Consider the following 14,613-nt stretch of genomic DNA (forward strand, 5'->3'; position numbering starts at 1 on the left):
TGACCGTCATGGCGATGACCGCCGTGGCGCGGGAGACTGTTTTTGCCCTGCGCCGCCAGATCGCGAAAATCGAGGGAACGCTGCCCGAGCGCTTGGCTGCGCCGGCAGCCGCACCCTTTGATGCTGACGTCAACACTGATCTCACAATCGTCCGGCGTGGCATTGCCGCGGCGTTGCCGGATGCGTTCCTGCCTATCGGCGTCGGGCGCCTCGATGCCGCCCTGAGCGGCGGGCTGCCGAAGGCCGCCCTGAGCGAAATCCATGGGCTTGAAACCCGCGATGCCGGGGCCGTCGCCGGCTTCGCTTTGTCGCTCACCAGCCTGATCCTCAAGCAAACGCCGGGGCTGCCGGTGCTGTGGATCGGCACATCGGAGATTTTTCGCGAGGCCGGCTTTCCCTATGCCAGGGGGCTTCACGCCTCGTTCGGCATCGAGCCGGAGCAATTGCTGTTTTCCGAGGCGCCAAGGCTCGTCGATGCGCTGTGGGTCGCCGAGGAGGCGGCCCGGATGACGGCGCTCGCCGCCGTCATCCTGGAAATCCGCGGCAATCCGCAGCGGCTTGACCTGACCGCGACACGCCGGCTGCATGCAAGGGCGCAAGCGGCCGGCCGGCCGGTGTTCCTGCTGCGGCAGGCGGCTGGGCCCGAACCGACGGCGGCACCCGTCCGCCTCATCGTCGCCTCGGCGCCGGCGGTGCCGCGCGACACCATCGCCGGGCCGCTGGCCGGCTCGATCGGCCGCCCGGCCTTCACCCTCACCATCGGCAAGAGCCGCACGGCCCTGCCTGGACAATTCACACTGGAGTGGAACCCCGATGAACGCGCATTCGACGAAAGAGCGGGCGACGAAAGAGCGGGCGAGGCAAGAGACCGGGCAAAGAATCCTGTCCCTGTGGTTTCCCTATCTGGCGGCGGAAAGGATCCTGCGCCAGCGTCTGGGGCGGTCCTGGCGTTCCCGGTCGTCGGATCACCCATCTCACCCGCCGCTCGTGATCAGCCATCGCGACCGCAACGCACAGCGCATCTCGGCCCTCGACGAGCGGGCTGAGGCGCTGCACCTGAAGCGCGACATGGGCATCGCCGATGCGCGCGCCATGCATCCGTCGATCGACGTCGTCGAGGCCGATCCGGAAGCCGATCGCCGCCTGCTCGAAGGCCTCGCCGACTGGTGCGACCGCTACACCCCGCTGGTGGCGCTGGACGGGGCAGACGGCCTGTTTCTCGACGTCACCGGCTGCACCCATCTGTTCGGCGGCGAGCGCGCCATGCTGGACGACATCCTGTCGCGCTTCTTCCATCAGGGTTTCGATGTCCGCGCCGGGCTTGCCGCGACGCCGGGTGCGGCCTGGGCGGCGGCACGCTTTTGCGGCGACCGCATCGTTGTGTCAGGCGAGGAGGAGGCGCTGCTGGCGCCCCTGCCGCTGGCCGCGCTGCGCATAGAACCTTCGACCCGCACCAGCCTGGAAAGTGTGGGCCTGCGCACGGCGGGCGCCGTCATGGCGGCACCGCGCGCGCCGCTCGCCCGCCGCTTCGGCGCCCTGCTGCTCCTGCGCCTCGACCAGGCGCTTGGCCGGCTCGACGAGGCGGTGTCGCCGCGCCTGCCCGTCGCGCCGCTTTCGGTCGAACGCCACCTCGCCGAACCCGTCACACTGACCGAGGACATCGAACGGCTGGTGGGCATGCTGGCGGCGACCTTGAAGACCGACCTCGAGCGCCGCGGCGAGGGCGCCCGGACGCTGGCGCTGCTGCTCTTTCGCGTCGACGGCGCCGTCAGCCGCATCGCGCTCGGTACCTCGCGGCCGATGCGCGAACCCATGCTGATCCAGAAACTGTTCCATGAAAGGCTGGCCGCGCTCGAACAGGATATCGATGCCGGCTATGGTTTCGATCTGGTGCGGCTCTCGGTGTTGGCATCAGCCACCTTCGACATGCAGCAGGCCGATCTTGCCGGCGAGGTGACCGACGACGGCGCCGATATCGCGCTGTTCGCCGACCGCATCCGCGCCCGGCTCGGCGATGGCGCGGTTCTCCGGCCGGTCGCGGTCGAAAGCCATCTGCCGGAGCGTGCCGTCGCCACCATCCCCTTCACCGACGCGCCGTGCCGGACCACGCCGCCGAAGAAGCCGGACAGGCTGCAGGCACCAAAAACCATATTTCCGCCGGAACGACCGATCCGGCTGTTCCGCTCGCCCGAACCCATCGATGTGCCGGCCACCGAAATGCCGGAAGGACCGCCGCTGAACTTCCGCTGGCGGCGCGCGCTCTACCGGGTCAAGCGCGCCGAGGGGCCGGAACGCATCGCCGCCGAATGGTGGCGGGAAGCGCCAAGCGACGAGGCGGCATCGACGCGCGACTATTTCCGCATCGAGGATGCCGACGGCCGCCGCTACTGGCTCTACCGGCAAGGCCTCTACGGCGGCGCCTCGCAAGTCCCGCCGCGCTGGTTCCTGCATGGAGTCTTCGCATGAACGCGCTGACCGTCATTCCCTATGCCGAGTTCGGCATCCAGTCGAATTTCTCCTTCCTGCGCGGCGCCTCCAAGCCGGAGGAGCTGGTGGTCGCGGCCAAGCTCCTGGGCTTCTCGGCGATCGGACTTGCCGACCGCAACACCGTGGCCGGCGTGGTGCGCGCCTGGCAGCAGGCCAAGGTCGAAAAACTCTCCTATCACCCCGGCTGCCGGCTGGTTTTTGACGACGGCACGCCGGACATCCTCGCCTATCCCCAGGACCGCAAGGGTTGGGGGCACCTCTGCCGCATGCTGACGCAAGCCAATCTGCGCGACGAGAACGAAAAAGGCGCCACCCTTCTCCAGCGCGGCGACCTGCTCGAATGGGGTGACCTGATGTCGCTGACGGTCCTGCCCGGTCTGTCGACGGGGGCGCAAGACAGTCTTGCCTTGCTTGGTGAGCTCAAGGGCCGTTTCGGCAGGAACCTGCGGCTTGGCGTTTCGCCCGACTACGACGGCAATGACCGTTTCCGGATCGAGCAGGCGGCAGCACTTGCCGAGAGCGCCGGCATTCCGCTGATGGCGACCAACGACGTTCTTTATCACACCGCCGAACGGCGCCCGTTGCAGGACGTGCTGACCGCGATCCGCCTCAACACGCCCGTTGCCGAGGTCGGGCTGCAACTCTCCGCCAATGCCGAGCGCCATCTGAAGCCGCCGATGGAGATGGGCCGCCTGTTCCGCCGGCACCCGCAGGCGCTGGCCGAGACGCTGCGGTTTGCGCAAGAGCTGACTTTTTCGCTTGGCGACCTCCAGTACAATTACCCCGACGAGCCGACGGAATCGGGTCTTGGTCCACAGGCTGAGCTGGCGCGACTGGCGCGGGAGGGAGCGGCGAACCGCTATCCGGCTGGTGTGCCGGATTCCGTGATCAAGCGCATCGAGGAAGAGCTCGCTTTGATCGAACGCCTCAACTATGCCCGCTATTTCCTGACTGTCTACGACATCGTCAAGTTCGCGCGCAGCAAGGATATTCTCTGCCAGGGACGTGGATCAGCCGCCAATTCGGTCGTCTGCTTCTGCATCGGCATCACCGAAGTGGGGCCGGAAAAAATCGATTCGCTCTTCGAGCGCTTCATTTCCGAGGAGAGAAACGAGCCGCCGGATATCGACGTCGATTTCGAGCACGAAAAGCGCGAAACCGTAATCCAGTACATCTACGAGAAATACAGCGGCAAGCGCACGGCACTTGCGGCCGCCGTCATCAGCTATCGCGGCCGTTCGGCGCTGCGCGAAGTGTCGAAGGCGATGGGCCTGTCCGAGGATGTCAGGGCATCGCTTTCCGGCTCGATCTGGGGTTGGTCGACATCGGAGCTTGGCGAGAAGGAAGCCCGCGCCGGCGGCCTCGACCGCACCGACCCGGTGTCGAGGCACGTGATGGAGCGTGCCAATGAGATCATGGGCTTCCCCCGCCATCTCTCCCAGCATGTCGGCGGCTTCGTCATCACCAGGGACCGGCTCGACGAGATTGTGCCTATCGTCAAGACGGCGATGGACGAGCGCAAGATGGTCGAATGGGACAAGGACGATCTCGACGCGGTGAAGATCTTGAAAGTCGACGTGCTGGCGCTCGGCATGCTGACCTGCCTGCAACGCGCCTTCACCTTGCTCACGGATCACTATCCTAATGCGCGGGATGAGTATGGGCAGCCCTATGTGTTGGCCACCCTGCCGCCGGAGGACAGGCAGGTCTACAAGATGATCTGCCGCGCCGACACGCTCGGCGTCTTCCAGATCGAATCGCGGGCGCAGATGTCGATGCTGCCGCGTCTCAAGCCAGACAATTTTTACGATCTCGTCATCGAGGTGGCGATCGTGCGCCCGGGCCCGATCCAGGGCGACATGGTCCATCCCTATCTGCGCCGCCGGCAAGGCAAGGAACAGGCCGAGTATCAAAAGCCGGAGCTGGAAGCGATCCTCAAGAAAACGCTTGGCGTACCGCTGTTCCAGGAACAGGCGATGAATATCGCCATCGTCGCCGGCGGTTTCAAACCGGGCGAAGCCGATGAACTGCGCCGCGCCATGGCCACCTTCAAGCGCACCGGCACCATCGGCAATTACCGCGACCGTATGATCAATGGCATGGTCGGCAAGGGCTACACGAAGGACTTCGCCGAGCGCTGCTTCAAGCAGATCGAGGGCTTTGGCGAATACGGCTTTCCTGAAAGCCATGCTGCTTCCTTCGCCCTGCTCGTCTATGCCTCCTGCTGGTTCAAGACCTTCTATCCCGACGTGTTCTGCGCCGCGATCCTGAATTCGCAGCCGATGGGGTTTTACCAGCCGGCCCAACTCGTGCGAGACGCAAGCGACCATGGCGTCGACATCCGCGACGTCGACGTCAATTTTTCGGTGTGGGATTGTACGTTGGAAAAGGCGCCATTCGATCCGGCCCGCATCCTGCCACGCCATGCCGAAATGCGCGGCGTCATCGAGACGAAGCATGCCGTCCGGCTCGGCTTCAGGCAGATCAAGGGCCTGTCGAAGGAGCACATGGAAGCTTTCGTCGAGCGGCGCGGCTCAGGCTATGTATCCGTCAGGGATGTCTGGCTGCGCTCCGGCCTCGATGTCGGCGAGATCGAAAAACTGGCGCAGGCCGATGCCTTCCGCTCGCTCGGTCTTGACCGTCGCGAAGCCCTGTGGGCGGTGCGCGCGCTCGACGGCAAAAGCGCCGCCGAAAGGCTGCCGCTGTTCGACCAGCCGGCGCTTCGCCTGCGCGAGCTGGAACCGGAGACGAGGCTGCCGAAAATGCCGCTCGGCGAGCATGTCATCCACGATTACCGCGCGCTCGGCCTGTCGCTGAAGGCGCATCCGGTCGCCTTCCTGCGCGAGCGGCTCGACCGCGCCGGCGTCATCCCCAATGCGAATCTTCCTTCCGTGCGCGATGGCAGGCGCATCTCGGTCGCCGGCCTCGTGCTGGTGCGGCAGCGCCCCGGCAAGGGCAATGCGATCTTCCTGACGCTGGAGGACGACAAGGCGGTGGCCAACATCATCTTCTGGCAAAGAACCTTCGACCGCTATCGGCCTATCGTCATGGGGGCCCGGTTCGTCAAGGTAACCGGGAAATTGCAGTCGGAATCGGGTGTGGTCCACATCGTTGCCGAGAAGATCGAGGATCTGACGCCCTGGCTGACCGTGCTCCTGGAGAAGGTCAGCGAGGCCGCACCAGCGGTTCCTCCGAGAGACCTCGCCAAGGACGGTTCGGATCGCTCCAGCCCCGCCAAACAAAGCGCGCCGATCCGGCAGGATCTCGCAACGCTGTCGGAAGAAGCGGAACAGGTCATGCCCAAGGGGCGGAATTTTCAGTAGGCAAGGCCATGCCAAGAACGGAACGAAAGCGGACGTCGGCGATCCTTCGCGCCCCCTCTGTCCTGCCGGCCTATTGGGTACAAGAAACGTGCCCCTCAGCCCGGCCCACCCAAACGTGGCGGTGGCGGGGCCAGCACATCCTCCACCGAAAGCGTCCGCGCCTCGGAAGGCAGCATGATCGGGATGCCGTCACGCACCGGATAGGCAATCTTGGCGACCCGGGAAATCAGTTCGCCGCGCTCCGGATCCCAGGCCAGCGGCCCCTTGGTCAGTGGGCAGGCCAAGAGTTCCAGCAGCTTGGGGTCGACCTTCTTCCCGTCACGTCCGTCCGCCATCGCGCCCTCTTACTGCAAACTCGACCCAAAATCCTCATTCTCGCGCGCCAGCGCCATTTCGGTGATGGCGATCAGCGTCTCGGCCCGGGTCTTCAAATCCGCCGCTTCGAGCAGCGCCTGTTTCTCGGCTGGCCCGTAGGGCGCCATCATCGACAACGCATTGACCAGCATGGCATTTTCGGCCCGGCTGACGCTTTCCCAGTCGGCCTCGAGGTCGTTGGCCTGCAGATAGGCGCGAAATGCCTTGAGCAGCGATGGCCGGTCGATCTCGTTGCCCGCCTGGTCCTCATCGAGATCGGCAAGGAAAGGCGAGGGCTTGCACTGGCGAAACGGCGTCTTGACCGTCAATTCGTGGGCGATGCGGAACCGGCACACGCCCTGCAGCGAAATCAGGTAACGGCCGTCGCCGCTCTCGGAAAAGGCGATGATGCGCCCGGTGCAACCGACATTGCAGAGTTCCGGCTCGCCGTCGTCGCGCAAGGCGCCGTCGAGACTGGGCTGGATGACGCCGATGAGCCGCGAGCCGGCGATCGCCTCGTCCACCATCTGCAGATAGCGCGGCTCGAAGATGTTGAGCGGCATGCGGCCTCCCGGCAGCAAAAGCGCCCCCTCGAGCGGAAAGATAGGGATCGTCGACGGCAAATCCTTGGCGAGCCGGTAATGCGCGTTTCCCGCTTGCACCTCATTCCTCCGATCGCGCCATCAAGAAGCGCGTGAGTTCTTGGCCCTAATCTGGCGCAATCATCGCCGACGCCAAGCCCGTGCGGCAAAACAACCGGCAGCCGGCTCAGGAAAACAGCAGCGCCGACAATTTGCGGCGCGCTGCCAGCGTCGCCTCGTCGGTCATGCCCCAGGCCTCGAACAGCTGCAGCAATTGCGTCCTGGCGCCATCCTCGTTCCAGGCCCGGTCGGCCTTGATGATGGCCAGCAGATTGTCGGCTGCGGCCGTACGGTCGCCGTTGGCGTTCTGGATCATGGCCAGATCGAAACGCGCCTGGTGATCTCCGGGATTTTCCGCAAGGCGCCGCTCGAATTCGGCTGGATTGCCGAGAGCCGCCGCCTGCGCCGCAACCGCCATCCTGGCGCGCAGGGCTGCCAGTGACGGCGCATCCTTCTTGGCCTCCGGGGCTGTTGCCAAAAGCGCCTCGGCGCCTTCCGTGTCGCCGGCCTCGAACAGCAGCTCTCCCAGTCCGGCGATCGCCTCGATCGTCTCCGGCGCCTGCGCCAGGATGGCGTCATAAATATCGGCCGCGGTCTGCATGTCGCCGGCGTCGCGCGCCTCGGTCGCCGCAGCCAGAGCTTCGGCCACCGGCGGCGCGCCATTGCCCTTGCCGCCGACCTTGGTGATAAATTCGTTGATCTGGCTCTCCGGGATGGCGCCCATGAAGCCATCGACCGGCTGGCCGTCCTTGAAGGCGATGACCGCCGGGATCGACTGGATGCCGAGCTGGCCGGCGATCGACGGATGGTCGTCGATGTTCATCTTGACCAGCTTGACCCTGCCGCCGGCGGCCTTGACCGCCTTCTCCAGCTGCGGCGTCAGTTGCTTGCAAGGTCCGCACCAGGGCGCCCAGAAATCGACCAGCACCGGCTGGCGGCGCGATTCCTGGATGACATCGGCGGCAAAGGCAGCCGTCGTCGTGTCCTTGATCACATCGGCGGGAGCGGCGGGCGTATCGCCAAGCGCGACTTTCGCCGGCGCCGGCGCGGTTCCACCATACTGCACCGAGGTGGTGTACTGGCCGCCATTGCCGCCAAAGGGGCCGCCGAACGGATTGTTGTCGCTCATCTCTTTACCCTTCCGTGGCGCCGCCGGCCGGCGGCCAGGCGCCCTATGCTTCAGACCATCGGTTTTAAGCCATCCATGTGGCGATCACGCGGAGACTTTCAAGATAGCAGCATCGTGCCCGGTTGCCTCGACGAATCTGATCAGGTCGCTCGCTGCGATCGATGTCGTCGCCTCATTGGTCAGCGGATGCCCATTGATCACCGCATGCTCCATCAAATCCTTGTCGAGCACGAGCTTGACCCTGTTTGCCGTGTCGTTGATGATGCCAAAGACCGTGACGGCGCCCGGCGTGACGCCGAGCAGCTCCATCAGCATCTCCGGTTTGCCGAAAGAAACCCGGCTGGCGGCGCCGATCACTTGGTGGATCTGCTTCAGGTCGACGACCGCGTCCTCGCCGACGGTGACCAGAAAGAAATTGTCCTTCTTGTCCTTCAGGAACAGGTTTTTCGTGTGCCCGCCGGCGATCTCGCCGCGCAGCGCCTGCGAATCGGCGACGGTATAGAGCGGTGGATGGCGCTTGGTCGAGGTAGCAATGCCCAGCTCGGCAAGAAAGGCAAAAAGTTCGGCTTCGGTCTTCGGCATCGGTTTCGTCTTCGTCCCGTTTGTGAGCCCATGCCGTTTACGGCCAATGGGGCGGCCGACACAAGACCGTCATGCGACATCACGGTGAGCGGCACCCGCCCTTTGCGGTGGCGCCCCCGCCGCGTGCCACTCGCGCGCCCGCCGGCGGCTTGCCGGCCTCGCTTGCCGGGTCGTAAAAAAGCCTGCGATTTCCCTGTTGCAATCGCCGCGCTCTTCAGCCATATAGGCCCGGCTTGCGGCCAAGACGCCGTGCGAGCGGGTGTAGCTCAGGGGTAGAGCACAACCTTGCCAAGGTTGGGGTCGAGCGTTCGAATCGCTTCACCCGCTCCAGTTTCCTCTAAGGAAATCAAGCATCGAAAAGCCGCGGTCGCCCGCGGCTTTTTCGTTTTTGGACATTGTCGAACTGGGAGCTTGGGCCGAACTGCGCTTCGTCCATCCGCCTCTCATGTCACATAAAATTACAGCCAGGAACGCTTCCCGCCTCGCCTCGTTAGCCCTCCATCACCTAGCGATGGAGAAAAACCAATGCAGGATATTTCCGGTAAGCGCGTCGCTATCCTTGCGACAAACGGGTTCGAACAATCCGAGCTTGAAGTTCCGCTCAAAAAATTACGCGAGGCGGGCGCCGAGGTCGATGTCGTGTCGCTCGCAAGCGGCAAGATCAAAGGCTGGGACCTCAAGGACTGGGGTCGGGAGATTCCTGTCGACAAGACGTTGGATGAGGCGCGGTCGGACGACTATGACGCGATCGTCCTGCCCGGCGGGGTTATCAATCCGGATCTGCTGCGCGTCGAGCGAAAGGCCCTGGACTTCATCGAATCGTTCTGGTCGGCCAAGAAGGTCGTCGGCGCGATCTGCCATGCGCCCTGGCTTCTCGCCAAGACCGGCATCGTAAGGGGTCGCCGGGTCACGTCTTACAAATCGATCAAGACCGATGTGATCAACGCCGGCGGTCTGTGGGAGGACACCGAAGTCGTCACCGACCAGGGGCTCGTCAGCAGTCGCAATCCCGGCGATCTCGACGCGTTCTGCGACAAGCTCGCCGAGGAGATCAGGGAAGGGCGGCACGACAGAAGGGTTGCTGCCTAGCCGCCTGTCCCCCAGACGATCGATTGCGCAAGCTTCTCACAGTCAGCCCTTCGCCCCATCCGCCTTCCGCAGCGATGCCTGATGCACCAGCGAGGTCCAGCTGTTGGTCGAGGCGAGGTGGCAATAGAGCAGGCCGAGCGCGCCTGATTTGCGCAGGTCGAGAAACGCCTCGTCGCTCAATTTGTTGAAGGCTGGCTCGTCGATCACCTGGAAGTCGGTGAGGTTGAGCACCTCGCCACCCTCCAGCGTCACCTTGCTCTGGCGCGGCGCAAAAAGGCCGTGCGCATCGATCTTTTCGACCATCTCGCGGGTAGCTCGGAAGTCGATCTGGAACTGGTTGCAGAAGGCAAGCGCCTGTCTGGTCGCTTCGGTCGGCTCGTTGCCGGTGAAGAACGGCAGGATCTTGTCGTCGCGCAACGGCGCCAGCAGCTGGTCGACGACGCGATTGCTGGCCCGTTCGACGCACAGCGTCAGCCGGCCGGCCGATGTCGGGTCTTCGGCCAGGATGAAGGGGAAGCGGCGGACATAGGCGGGGATGTAGTGCGGCCCGGTCCATTTGCCGTCGGCATCGACGAACAAATTCTCGTTCTGGCGCACGCCGGTGATGATCACCGGCGACTTGGCCGGGCCGATGAAGACGATCGGGTAGGAGCGCATCGCCGCCGGCATTTCCGACGCGACCACCGGAATGGCGTGCGCCGAGCGGGCGAAGCCGAAGTCACTGCGCGCTGTCAGGCCAAGCGAGCCGTGCCGCGCCGGATTGAGCGCCTCGGGCCTCGAATAGAACAGCGGCAACGCATCGCCCGTCACGTCCGTCTTTGCATCCGCCATCATCCGTCTCCCGCACGCCCATCAGGCTGTCAATGGTCCCGAAGCCGGGATCCATGCTTTGTTTGCGCTGATCTTGGATCGAAAGGAATCCCGCGCAGGAACAAAGTACTACAGCGTCTCTTGCGCGCATAAAAGGACAGGCGGTGCTGTATCTTTGGGATTTGCGGCGATCGATTGTCTTGGGGAACACGACCGCGGCCTGCCCGCCTCTGGACAGCTTGCGGCGAAGCGGCGACAGTGCCGCCGCTGGAGCAATTCCGGGAAAAGTGTGCAGCGGTTTTCCCCTGGCAATTGCGGAGAAACAAAAAGCTGGATCGGATCCGAACGCTGAACCGCTCCAGCGCACAGATTGAGGCAAACGGGATGGCGTCGGTGTCGGATTTCGAGCAGGGACAAACCTTCACCATCGAAGCCGGGGGCAAGCAGATCCCGCTCGAACTGAGCGCGGTCAAACCCATCGCCGCCAGCCCGCGCCCAGGCGGCGGTTTCTCGCTGCTGTTTAGAGGCCCGCGCGACATCGCGCTGCCGCAGGCGACCTACCTTTTCACCGGGGAAAGCGGCAGCCACGAGATCTTCATCGTGCCGGTCGCCGCCGATGCGGCCGGGCGGCTGTACGAAGCGGTGTTCAACTAGGCGACGTTTGCTTTTTGAGGCGACGCTTGCGCTGCGGCGCGAAACCTTGACGCCAGCGGGACAGCCATCGTCTCACCCCGCCCCGCCGCTCGGCGCCGCACATTCCATCAAATCGTATACACCCTTGTCCTCGACCACCGCAAAACCGAGCCTGACATAGAGCCACCTGGCCGGATTGTGCTTCTCGACGTGGATCGAGGCTGATTTGCCGGCTAACCATGCCTCGTCGATAAGGTCGCGCAGCAGTGCGGTGCCGTAGCCCTTGCGGCGATGCTCCGGCAGGAAGGCAATGTCGATGATGCGGTGCTGGCCTGGCCAGCGCTCGATATAGAGCCGGCCGATGTCTTTGCCCGCTCGTTCCACCACCAGCCAGTCGGCCTCGGGATAGTGTTTTTGGTAATGCGCGTGCTGCGCCTGGAACTGCATGCCGAGGAAGCCAGCCTTCTGCGCGTCGCTCCACGCCGTCACGGCGAGTTCATCCATGCGCGTCGAGGCGTAGAGCCGCGACAGGAACGGCATGTCCGCGTCCACTGCCGCACGAAAGCGGAGCCCGGCCTTGTCGGAGCGCGACCAGACCGGACGGGCCTGCTTGCCTTCCGCCACGCGACCGGAAATCAACCGTCAGACCGGCGGCGTCAGGTCGCGCACGACGACGATCTGCTTGAGATTGTTGTCGGTCAGCGACGTCCAGTTATACTCCCATTCGGAACTGTCGATGCCCATCTGGTTGATCGTCCACAGGCCGTTGGTGCCGTCCGGCATGCGCGCCAGGCTGAACAGAGCAAGCCGGCCATCGGCATTGTAGTTGAGCGTCAGGCGCGTCGAGCGAAGGGATGCGCCGAAATCGCGCCATCCCGACCAGTTCTGCGTGTAGGCATCCCATTGCGCGTTGAATTGGAGGAAATGCTGGTCGGCGGCGACCAGCACGATATCGCCGTCGCCCTGGATGCCGGCGGCAAGCGCCAGGTTGGACGCCCTGGAGTAGCCAGGTGTCGCCCACTGCGTCCACGTATCCGATCCGGCGGGCATCTGGCGCGTATGCAGCACCTGGCCGCTCTGGGTCAGGGCGAAGAGATTGGTGGCGCCGAGCGGGCCGATCACCGGCGCCATCTCGATGAAGCCGCCTGTCTGGGTCGTGTCGATCTGCACCCAACCCGTCCAGTCGGCGGCCTTCAAGGCCCGCGCCTTCGCCTGCTGGCAGCGATAGAGATGCAGGTTCGAATTGATGCCGAACAGCGCGATGCGGCCGTCACCCTGGCGTATCGCCGAAACCGTCACCAGCCCGCCGGGGATCTGGATCCAGTCGCTCCACGGTTTGGCCGGCGGCGCCGGCACCTCGACGGTGACGACGATCGGCGTCGTCGTGCCCGGTGGCGTGATGGTTTTCTGCACCTGCACGATCTGGTCCGGATTCTGGTAGATCCACCAGATGCGGCCCTGATTGTCGGTGACGAAGACTTCGATGCGGCCATCGGCATCGCGCGCCATCGAAAGCTTCTGGTAGCTGGTGGCGCCGGGCGGCGTGCCGATGCTCATCGGCGCGGTCCATTTCTCGACCGGGCCGATCTGGTTGGCGTCCTCGGTGATGAAGGACAGGTTGGTGGTTCCCGATGGCTGCGCGACCACCGCGACGCGGCCGTCCCTGGTCAGCCCCGCCGTCATGATCACCCAGGCGCCGGGCGCGATGAACGACCAGGCCGAAGGCCATGGCCCGTCCGGCGAAAGCTGCGCCTTCTGGATCAACTGCCCCTTGGCGGAATCGATGCCAACCACCATCAGCCGAGACAGTTCGAAGAATGACGCGCCGGCCGGCTTGTGCTGGTAAATGGGTGGGGGGCTGGACGGCGCCGGGCGGGCCCCGGCCCTGGAGGGCGCTTTCCGCGCCGGCGTCTTCGCCGCGGGGGCCTTCGACTTCGGTTCTGCGTTCTTGGCCATGATATCGGTCCTGCCCTGTTGGCTCGGTCAGCCTCTTGGTGGGAAAATGCCTTGCAGCGCGATGCAGAAATAGCAGGTGAGATAGGGCTGCATATTGTTGTGCGGCTGGTCGCCGCCGATCGGCCGCACCGCCTGATCGCTGAGCGGCGTCAAAGTGGCCGTCGCCGAGTAGGACTGCCCGGGAGCCGTCCGCGCGAAAGATCGTGCGGGACTTGGCGCCGCCAGATTGGCGGGATTGACGTTGGCCATCAAATTGTGCCCGTGCTGCGGCATCTCCGATATCAGCAGCGACACTGTCTGCGAACCGCCCGTCTCACCGAGATCGTGCAGCGAAAGCCCAGGTCCTTGCCCTGGGTGCATCGGCGCGCGGCCTTGCAGATCGGGCAAGGCAAAGTTGGACTTGCCGTCGCCGCCATAAGTGGTGCCGAGCAACGAGAACAGCGCTGTGTTCTGCGACAGCGGTAGGAGCTGGCCATCGCACCAAGCCCAGCCGCTGGGCGCGAAATTGAAGGGAAAGATTCGGATTTCGGCGACGAATGGGTCAGCCATGATGTCCTCTCAGGTCGGCGACGGAAAAATGCCGAAAAGCGAAATGATAAAATTGACGCAGAGATACGGCTGGAAGTTCGTATGCGGCTGGCTACCGCCGGTCTGCCCGGCCGTCTGCGGGGACATCGCCGCAGCCGCCGGTGCCTCACGATAGATTTGTGACGCGCCGACCTGCCCGGTCATGTTGCCGGCCGGGGTGCTTGCCCCGGCATTGTTTAGCGAAGCAAGGAACGGATGCGTGTGCGATGGCATCTGCTGGGGCGTAAGCGTGACTTCTTCCGCGCCACCAGTTTGGGAAAGAATGAAATCGGCGCTTTGATGGATCGGAAGGCGGCCGCGCAGGTCGGGCAGCGCGAATGTGCTCTGGCCATCGCCGCCATAGGTGGTACCGATCAATTGGAAAAGCGTCTCGTTCTCCGAGATGGGCAGCAGCTGCCCTTCGCAGAACATCCAGCCGGCTATCGCAAAATTGCCGGCAAACATGCGAATTTCGCCAACGAAGGGTTGTCCCATGGCTGCGCTCCCTCAATTCGGCGACGGGAAGATGCCCTGCAAAGCGATGCAGAAGCTCAGGGTCAGAAATGGCTGCATGTTCAAATGCGCCTGGTTGTTGCCGACGGAGGCCAGCGTACCGGGATCCATCGCCGTGACGTTCCCGGGCGGCGTATAGGTGTTGGCGACGGTTGCCAGCAGATTGCCCGTGGGCACCGGCACATCGGCACTGGCGGTGGTGGCCTGCTCGACATGACTATGAAACGGCAATTCCGCGATCGAAAGCGTGTGCACCTGTTCGCCGCCGCGCTCGCCCAGCGTGTGCCCGCCGCCGACATGAATCGGCACGCGCCCGCGATAGTCGGGCAGCGCGAAATTCACCCGGCCGTCGCCGCCGAAGGTGGTGCCTAGCAGCGAAAACAGCGCTTGGTTCTGATTGATGGGCAGCAACTGTCCATTGCAGAGCGCCCAGCCCTTTGGCGCGAATATGAAAGACATAATTCTGATTTCGGAAATAAATGGTTCCGACATCGCCACCTCCTCGTTGTTTCCGCATACTAACGCACCA

The 14,613-nt window shown here is 64.3% G+C and carries 15 protein-coding genes and 1 tRNA gene; 6 read left to right on the top strand and 10 right to left on the bottom strand.

The features are described from left to right. Positions 1 to 8 precede the first annotated feature (8 nt). The 3 genes from P3C39_RS10575 to P3C39_RS10585 are packed head-to-tail and all read left to right on the top strand — an operon-like array spanning position 9 to position 5,810. Complete coding sequence (locus P3C39_RS10575) at positions 9 to 1,046, top strand: hypothetical protein (protein ID WP_275953403.1); 1,038 nt, start codon at positions 9 to 11, stop codon at positions 1,044 to 1,046. Then, positions 988 to 2,466, top strand: coding sequence for a DUF6504 family protein (locus tag P3C39_RS10580; protein ID WP_027162864.1), 1,479 nt, complete (start codon positions 988 to 990; stop codon positions 2,464 to 2,466). The genes P3C39_RS10575 and P3C39_RS10580 overlap by 59 nt, the downstream gene beginning before the upstream one ends. Beyond that, entirely contained in the window at positions 2,463 to 5,810 is a 3,348-nt protein-coding gene (locus P3C39_RS10585) for an error-prone DNA polymerase (protein WP_275953402.1), read from the top strand. The genes P3C39_RS10580 and P3C39_RS10585 overlap by 4 nt, the downstream gene beginning before the upstream one ends. Positions 5,811 to 5,905: 95 nt before the next feature. Here P3C39_RS10585 and P3C39_RS10590 read toward each other — a convergent pair whose 3' ends face one another. From P3C39_RS10590 to P3C39_RS10605, 4 genes are all read right to left on the bottom strand, one after another. Beyond that, entirely contained in the window at positions 5,906 to 6,145 is a 240-nt protein-coding gene (locus tag P3C39_RS10590) for a Trm112 family protein (protein WP_013528775.1), read from the bottom strand. A gap of 9 nt (positions 6,146 to 6,154) precedes the next feature. Continuing rightward, positions 6,155 to 6,826 carry an LON peptidase substrate-binding domain-containing protein gene (locus P3C39_RS10595; protein ID WP_024504054.1) on the bottom strand — a complete coding sequence of 224 codons (672 nt, stop codon included), beginning with the start codon at positions 6,824 to 6,826 and terminating at the stop codon, positions 6,155 to 6,157. A gap of 106 nt (positions 6,827 to 6,932) precedes the next feature. Continuing rightward, the gene (gene trxA, locus P3C39_RS10600) at positions 6,933 to 7,934 is read right to left on the bottom strand and encodes a thioredoxin (protein ID WP_013528773.1); all 1,002 of its coding nucleotides are present in this window, start codon (positions 7,932 to 7,934) and stop codon (positions 6,933 to 6,935) included. A gap of 84 nt (positions 7,935 to 8,018) precedes the next feature. After that, the gene (locus P3C39_RS10605) at positions 8,019 to 8,516 is read right to left on the bottom strand and encodes a prolyl-tRNA synthetase associated domain-containing protein (RefSeq protein ID WP_275953401.1); all 498 of its coding nucleotides are present in this window, start codon (positions 8,514 to 8,516) and stop codon (positions 8,019 to 8,021) included. Between the two features lie 255 nt (positions 8,517 to 8,771). Here P3C39_RS10605 and P3C39_RS10610 point away from each other — a divergent pair. Both P3C39_RS10610 and P3C39_RS10615 read left to right on the top strand, forming a co-directional pair. Continuing rightward, positions 8,772 to 8,846, top strand: a tRNA-Gly gene (locus tag P3C39_RS10610). 195 nt (positions 8,847 to 9,041) lie between these two features. Then, positions 9,042 to 9,605 carry a type 1 glutamine amidotransferase domain-containing protein gene (locus P3C39_RS10615; RefSeq protein ID WP_275953400.1) on the top strand — a complete coding sequence of 188 codons (564 nt, stop codon included), beginning with the start codon at positions 9,042 to 9,044 and terminating at the stop codon, positions 9,603 to 9,605. A gap of 42 nt (positions 9,606 to 9,647) precedes the next feature. On the opposite strand, the gene P3C39_RS10620 is transcribed toward P3C39_RS10615, so the two are convergent. Then, complete coding sequence (locus P3C39_RS10620; protein WP_275953399.1) at positions 9,648 to 10,436, bottom strand: SapC family protein; 789 nt, start codon at positions 10,434 to 10,436, stop codon at positions 9,648 to 9,650. A gap of 237 nt (positions 10,437 to 10,673) precedes the next feature. On the opposite strand from P3C39_RS10620, the gene P3C39_RS10625 reads away from it, so the two are divergent. Next, on the top strand, positions 10,674 to 11,069 hold the full coding sequence (locus P3C39_RS10625; RefSeq protein WP_275953398.1) for a hypothetical protein: 396 nt from the start codon (positions 10,674 to 10,676) through the stop codon (positions 11,067 to 11,069). 72 nt (positions 11,070 to 11,141) lie between these two features. Here the strand turns inward: P3C39_RS10625 and P3C39_RS10630 are convergent, their stop codons facing one another. The 5 genes from P3C39_RS10630 to P3C39_RS10650 are packed head-to-tail and all read right to left on the bottom strand — an operon-like array spanning position 11,142 to position 14,576. Further along, a complete protein-coding gene (locus tag P3C39_RS10630) occupies positions 11,142 to 11,687 on the bottom strand; it encodes a GNAT family N-acetyltransferase (protein WP_275953397.1) in 546 nt (181 codons plus the stop codon). A 3-nt stretch (positions 11,688 to 11,690) separates the two neighbouring features. Then, positions 11,691 to 13,004 (bottom strand): hypothetical protein, encoded by a 1,314-nt coding sequence (locus tag P3C39_RS10635; protein ID WP_275953396.1) that lies wholly within the window; start codon positions 13,002 to 13,004, stop codon positions 11,691 to 11,693. 27 nt (positions 13,005 to 13,031) lie between these two features. Beyond that, positions 13,032 to 13,553, bottom strand: coding sequence for a tail fiber protein (locus P3C39_RS10640; protein ID WP_064992652.1), 522 nt, complete (start codon positions 13,551 to 13,553; stop codon positions 13,032 to 13,034). Positions 13,554 to 13,562: 9 nt separating this feature from the next. Beyond that, positions 13,563 to 14,066, bottom strand: a complete 504-nt coding sequence (locus P3C39_RS10645; protein ID WP_224618988.1) for a tail fiber protein — start codon at positions 14,064 to 14,066, stop codon at positions 13,563 to 13,565. A 12-nt stretch (positions 14,067 to 14,078) separates the two neighbouring features. Next, the gene (locus tag P3C39_RS10650) at positions 14,079 to 14,576 is read right to left on the bottom strand and encodes a tail fiber protein (protein WP_064992654.1); all 498 of its coding nucleotides are present in this window, start codon (positions 14,574 to 14,576) and stop codon (positions 14,079 to 14,081) included. Positions 14,577 to 14,613: the final 37 nt, after the last annotated feature.

Origin of the sequence: Mesorhizobium sp. XAP4, assembly GCF_029269325.1 — a bacterium.
GTDB lineage: Bacteria > Pseudomonadota > Alphaproteobacteria > Rhizobiales > Rhizobiaceae > Mesorhizobium > Mesorhizobium ciceri.

Excerpts from the sequence above, each read along its gene's own strand:
- P3C39_RS10615 (WP_275953400.1), top strand. The coding sequence starts at position 9,042 with ATGCAGGATATTTCCGGTAAGCGCGTCGCTATCCTTGCGACAAACGGG.
- P3C39_RS10585 (WP_275953402.1), top strand. The coding sequence starts at position 2,463 with ATGAACGCGCTGACCGTCATTCCCTATGCCGAGTTCGGCATCCAGTCG.
- P3C39_RS10590 (WP_013528775.1), bottom strand. The coding sequence starts at position 6,145 with ATGGCGGACGGACGTGACGGGAAGAAGGTCGACCCCAAGCTGCTGGAA.
- P3C39_RS10620 (WP_275953399.1), bottom strand. The coding sequence starts at position 10,436 with ATGGCGGATGCAAAGACGGACGTGACGGGCGATGCGTTGCCGCTGTTC.
- P3C39_RS10605 (WP_275953401.1), bottom strand. The coding sequence starts at position 8,516 with ATGCCGAAGACCGAAGCCGAACTTTTTGCCTTTCTTGCCGAGCTGGGC.
- P3C39_RS10650 (WP_064992654.1), bottom strand. The coding sequence starts at position 14,576 with ATGTCGGAACCATTTATTTCCGAAATCAGAATTATGTCTTTCATATTC.
- P3C39_RS10645 (WP_224618988.1), bottom strand. The coding sequence starts at position 14,066 with ATGGGACAACCCTTCGTTGGCGAAATTCGCATGTTTGCCGGCAATTTT.
- trxA (WP_013528773.1), bottom strand. The coding sequence starts at position 7,934 with ATGAGCGACAACAATCCGTTCGGCGGCCCCTTTGGCGGCAATGGCGGC.
- P3C39_RS10575 (WP_275953403.1), top strand. The coding sequence starts at position 9 with ATGGCGATGACCGCCGTGGCGCGGGAGACTGTTTTTGCCCTGCGCCGC.
- P3C39_RS10635 (WP_275953396.1), bottom strand. The coding sequence starts at position 13,004 with ATGGCCAAGAACGCAGAACCGAAGTCGAAGGCCCCCGCGGCGAAGACG.
- P3C39_RS10640 (WP_064992652.1), bottom strand. The coding sequence starts at position 13,553 with ATGGCTGACCCATTCGTCGCCGAAATCCGAATCTTTCCCTTCAATTTC.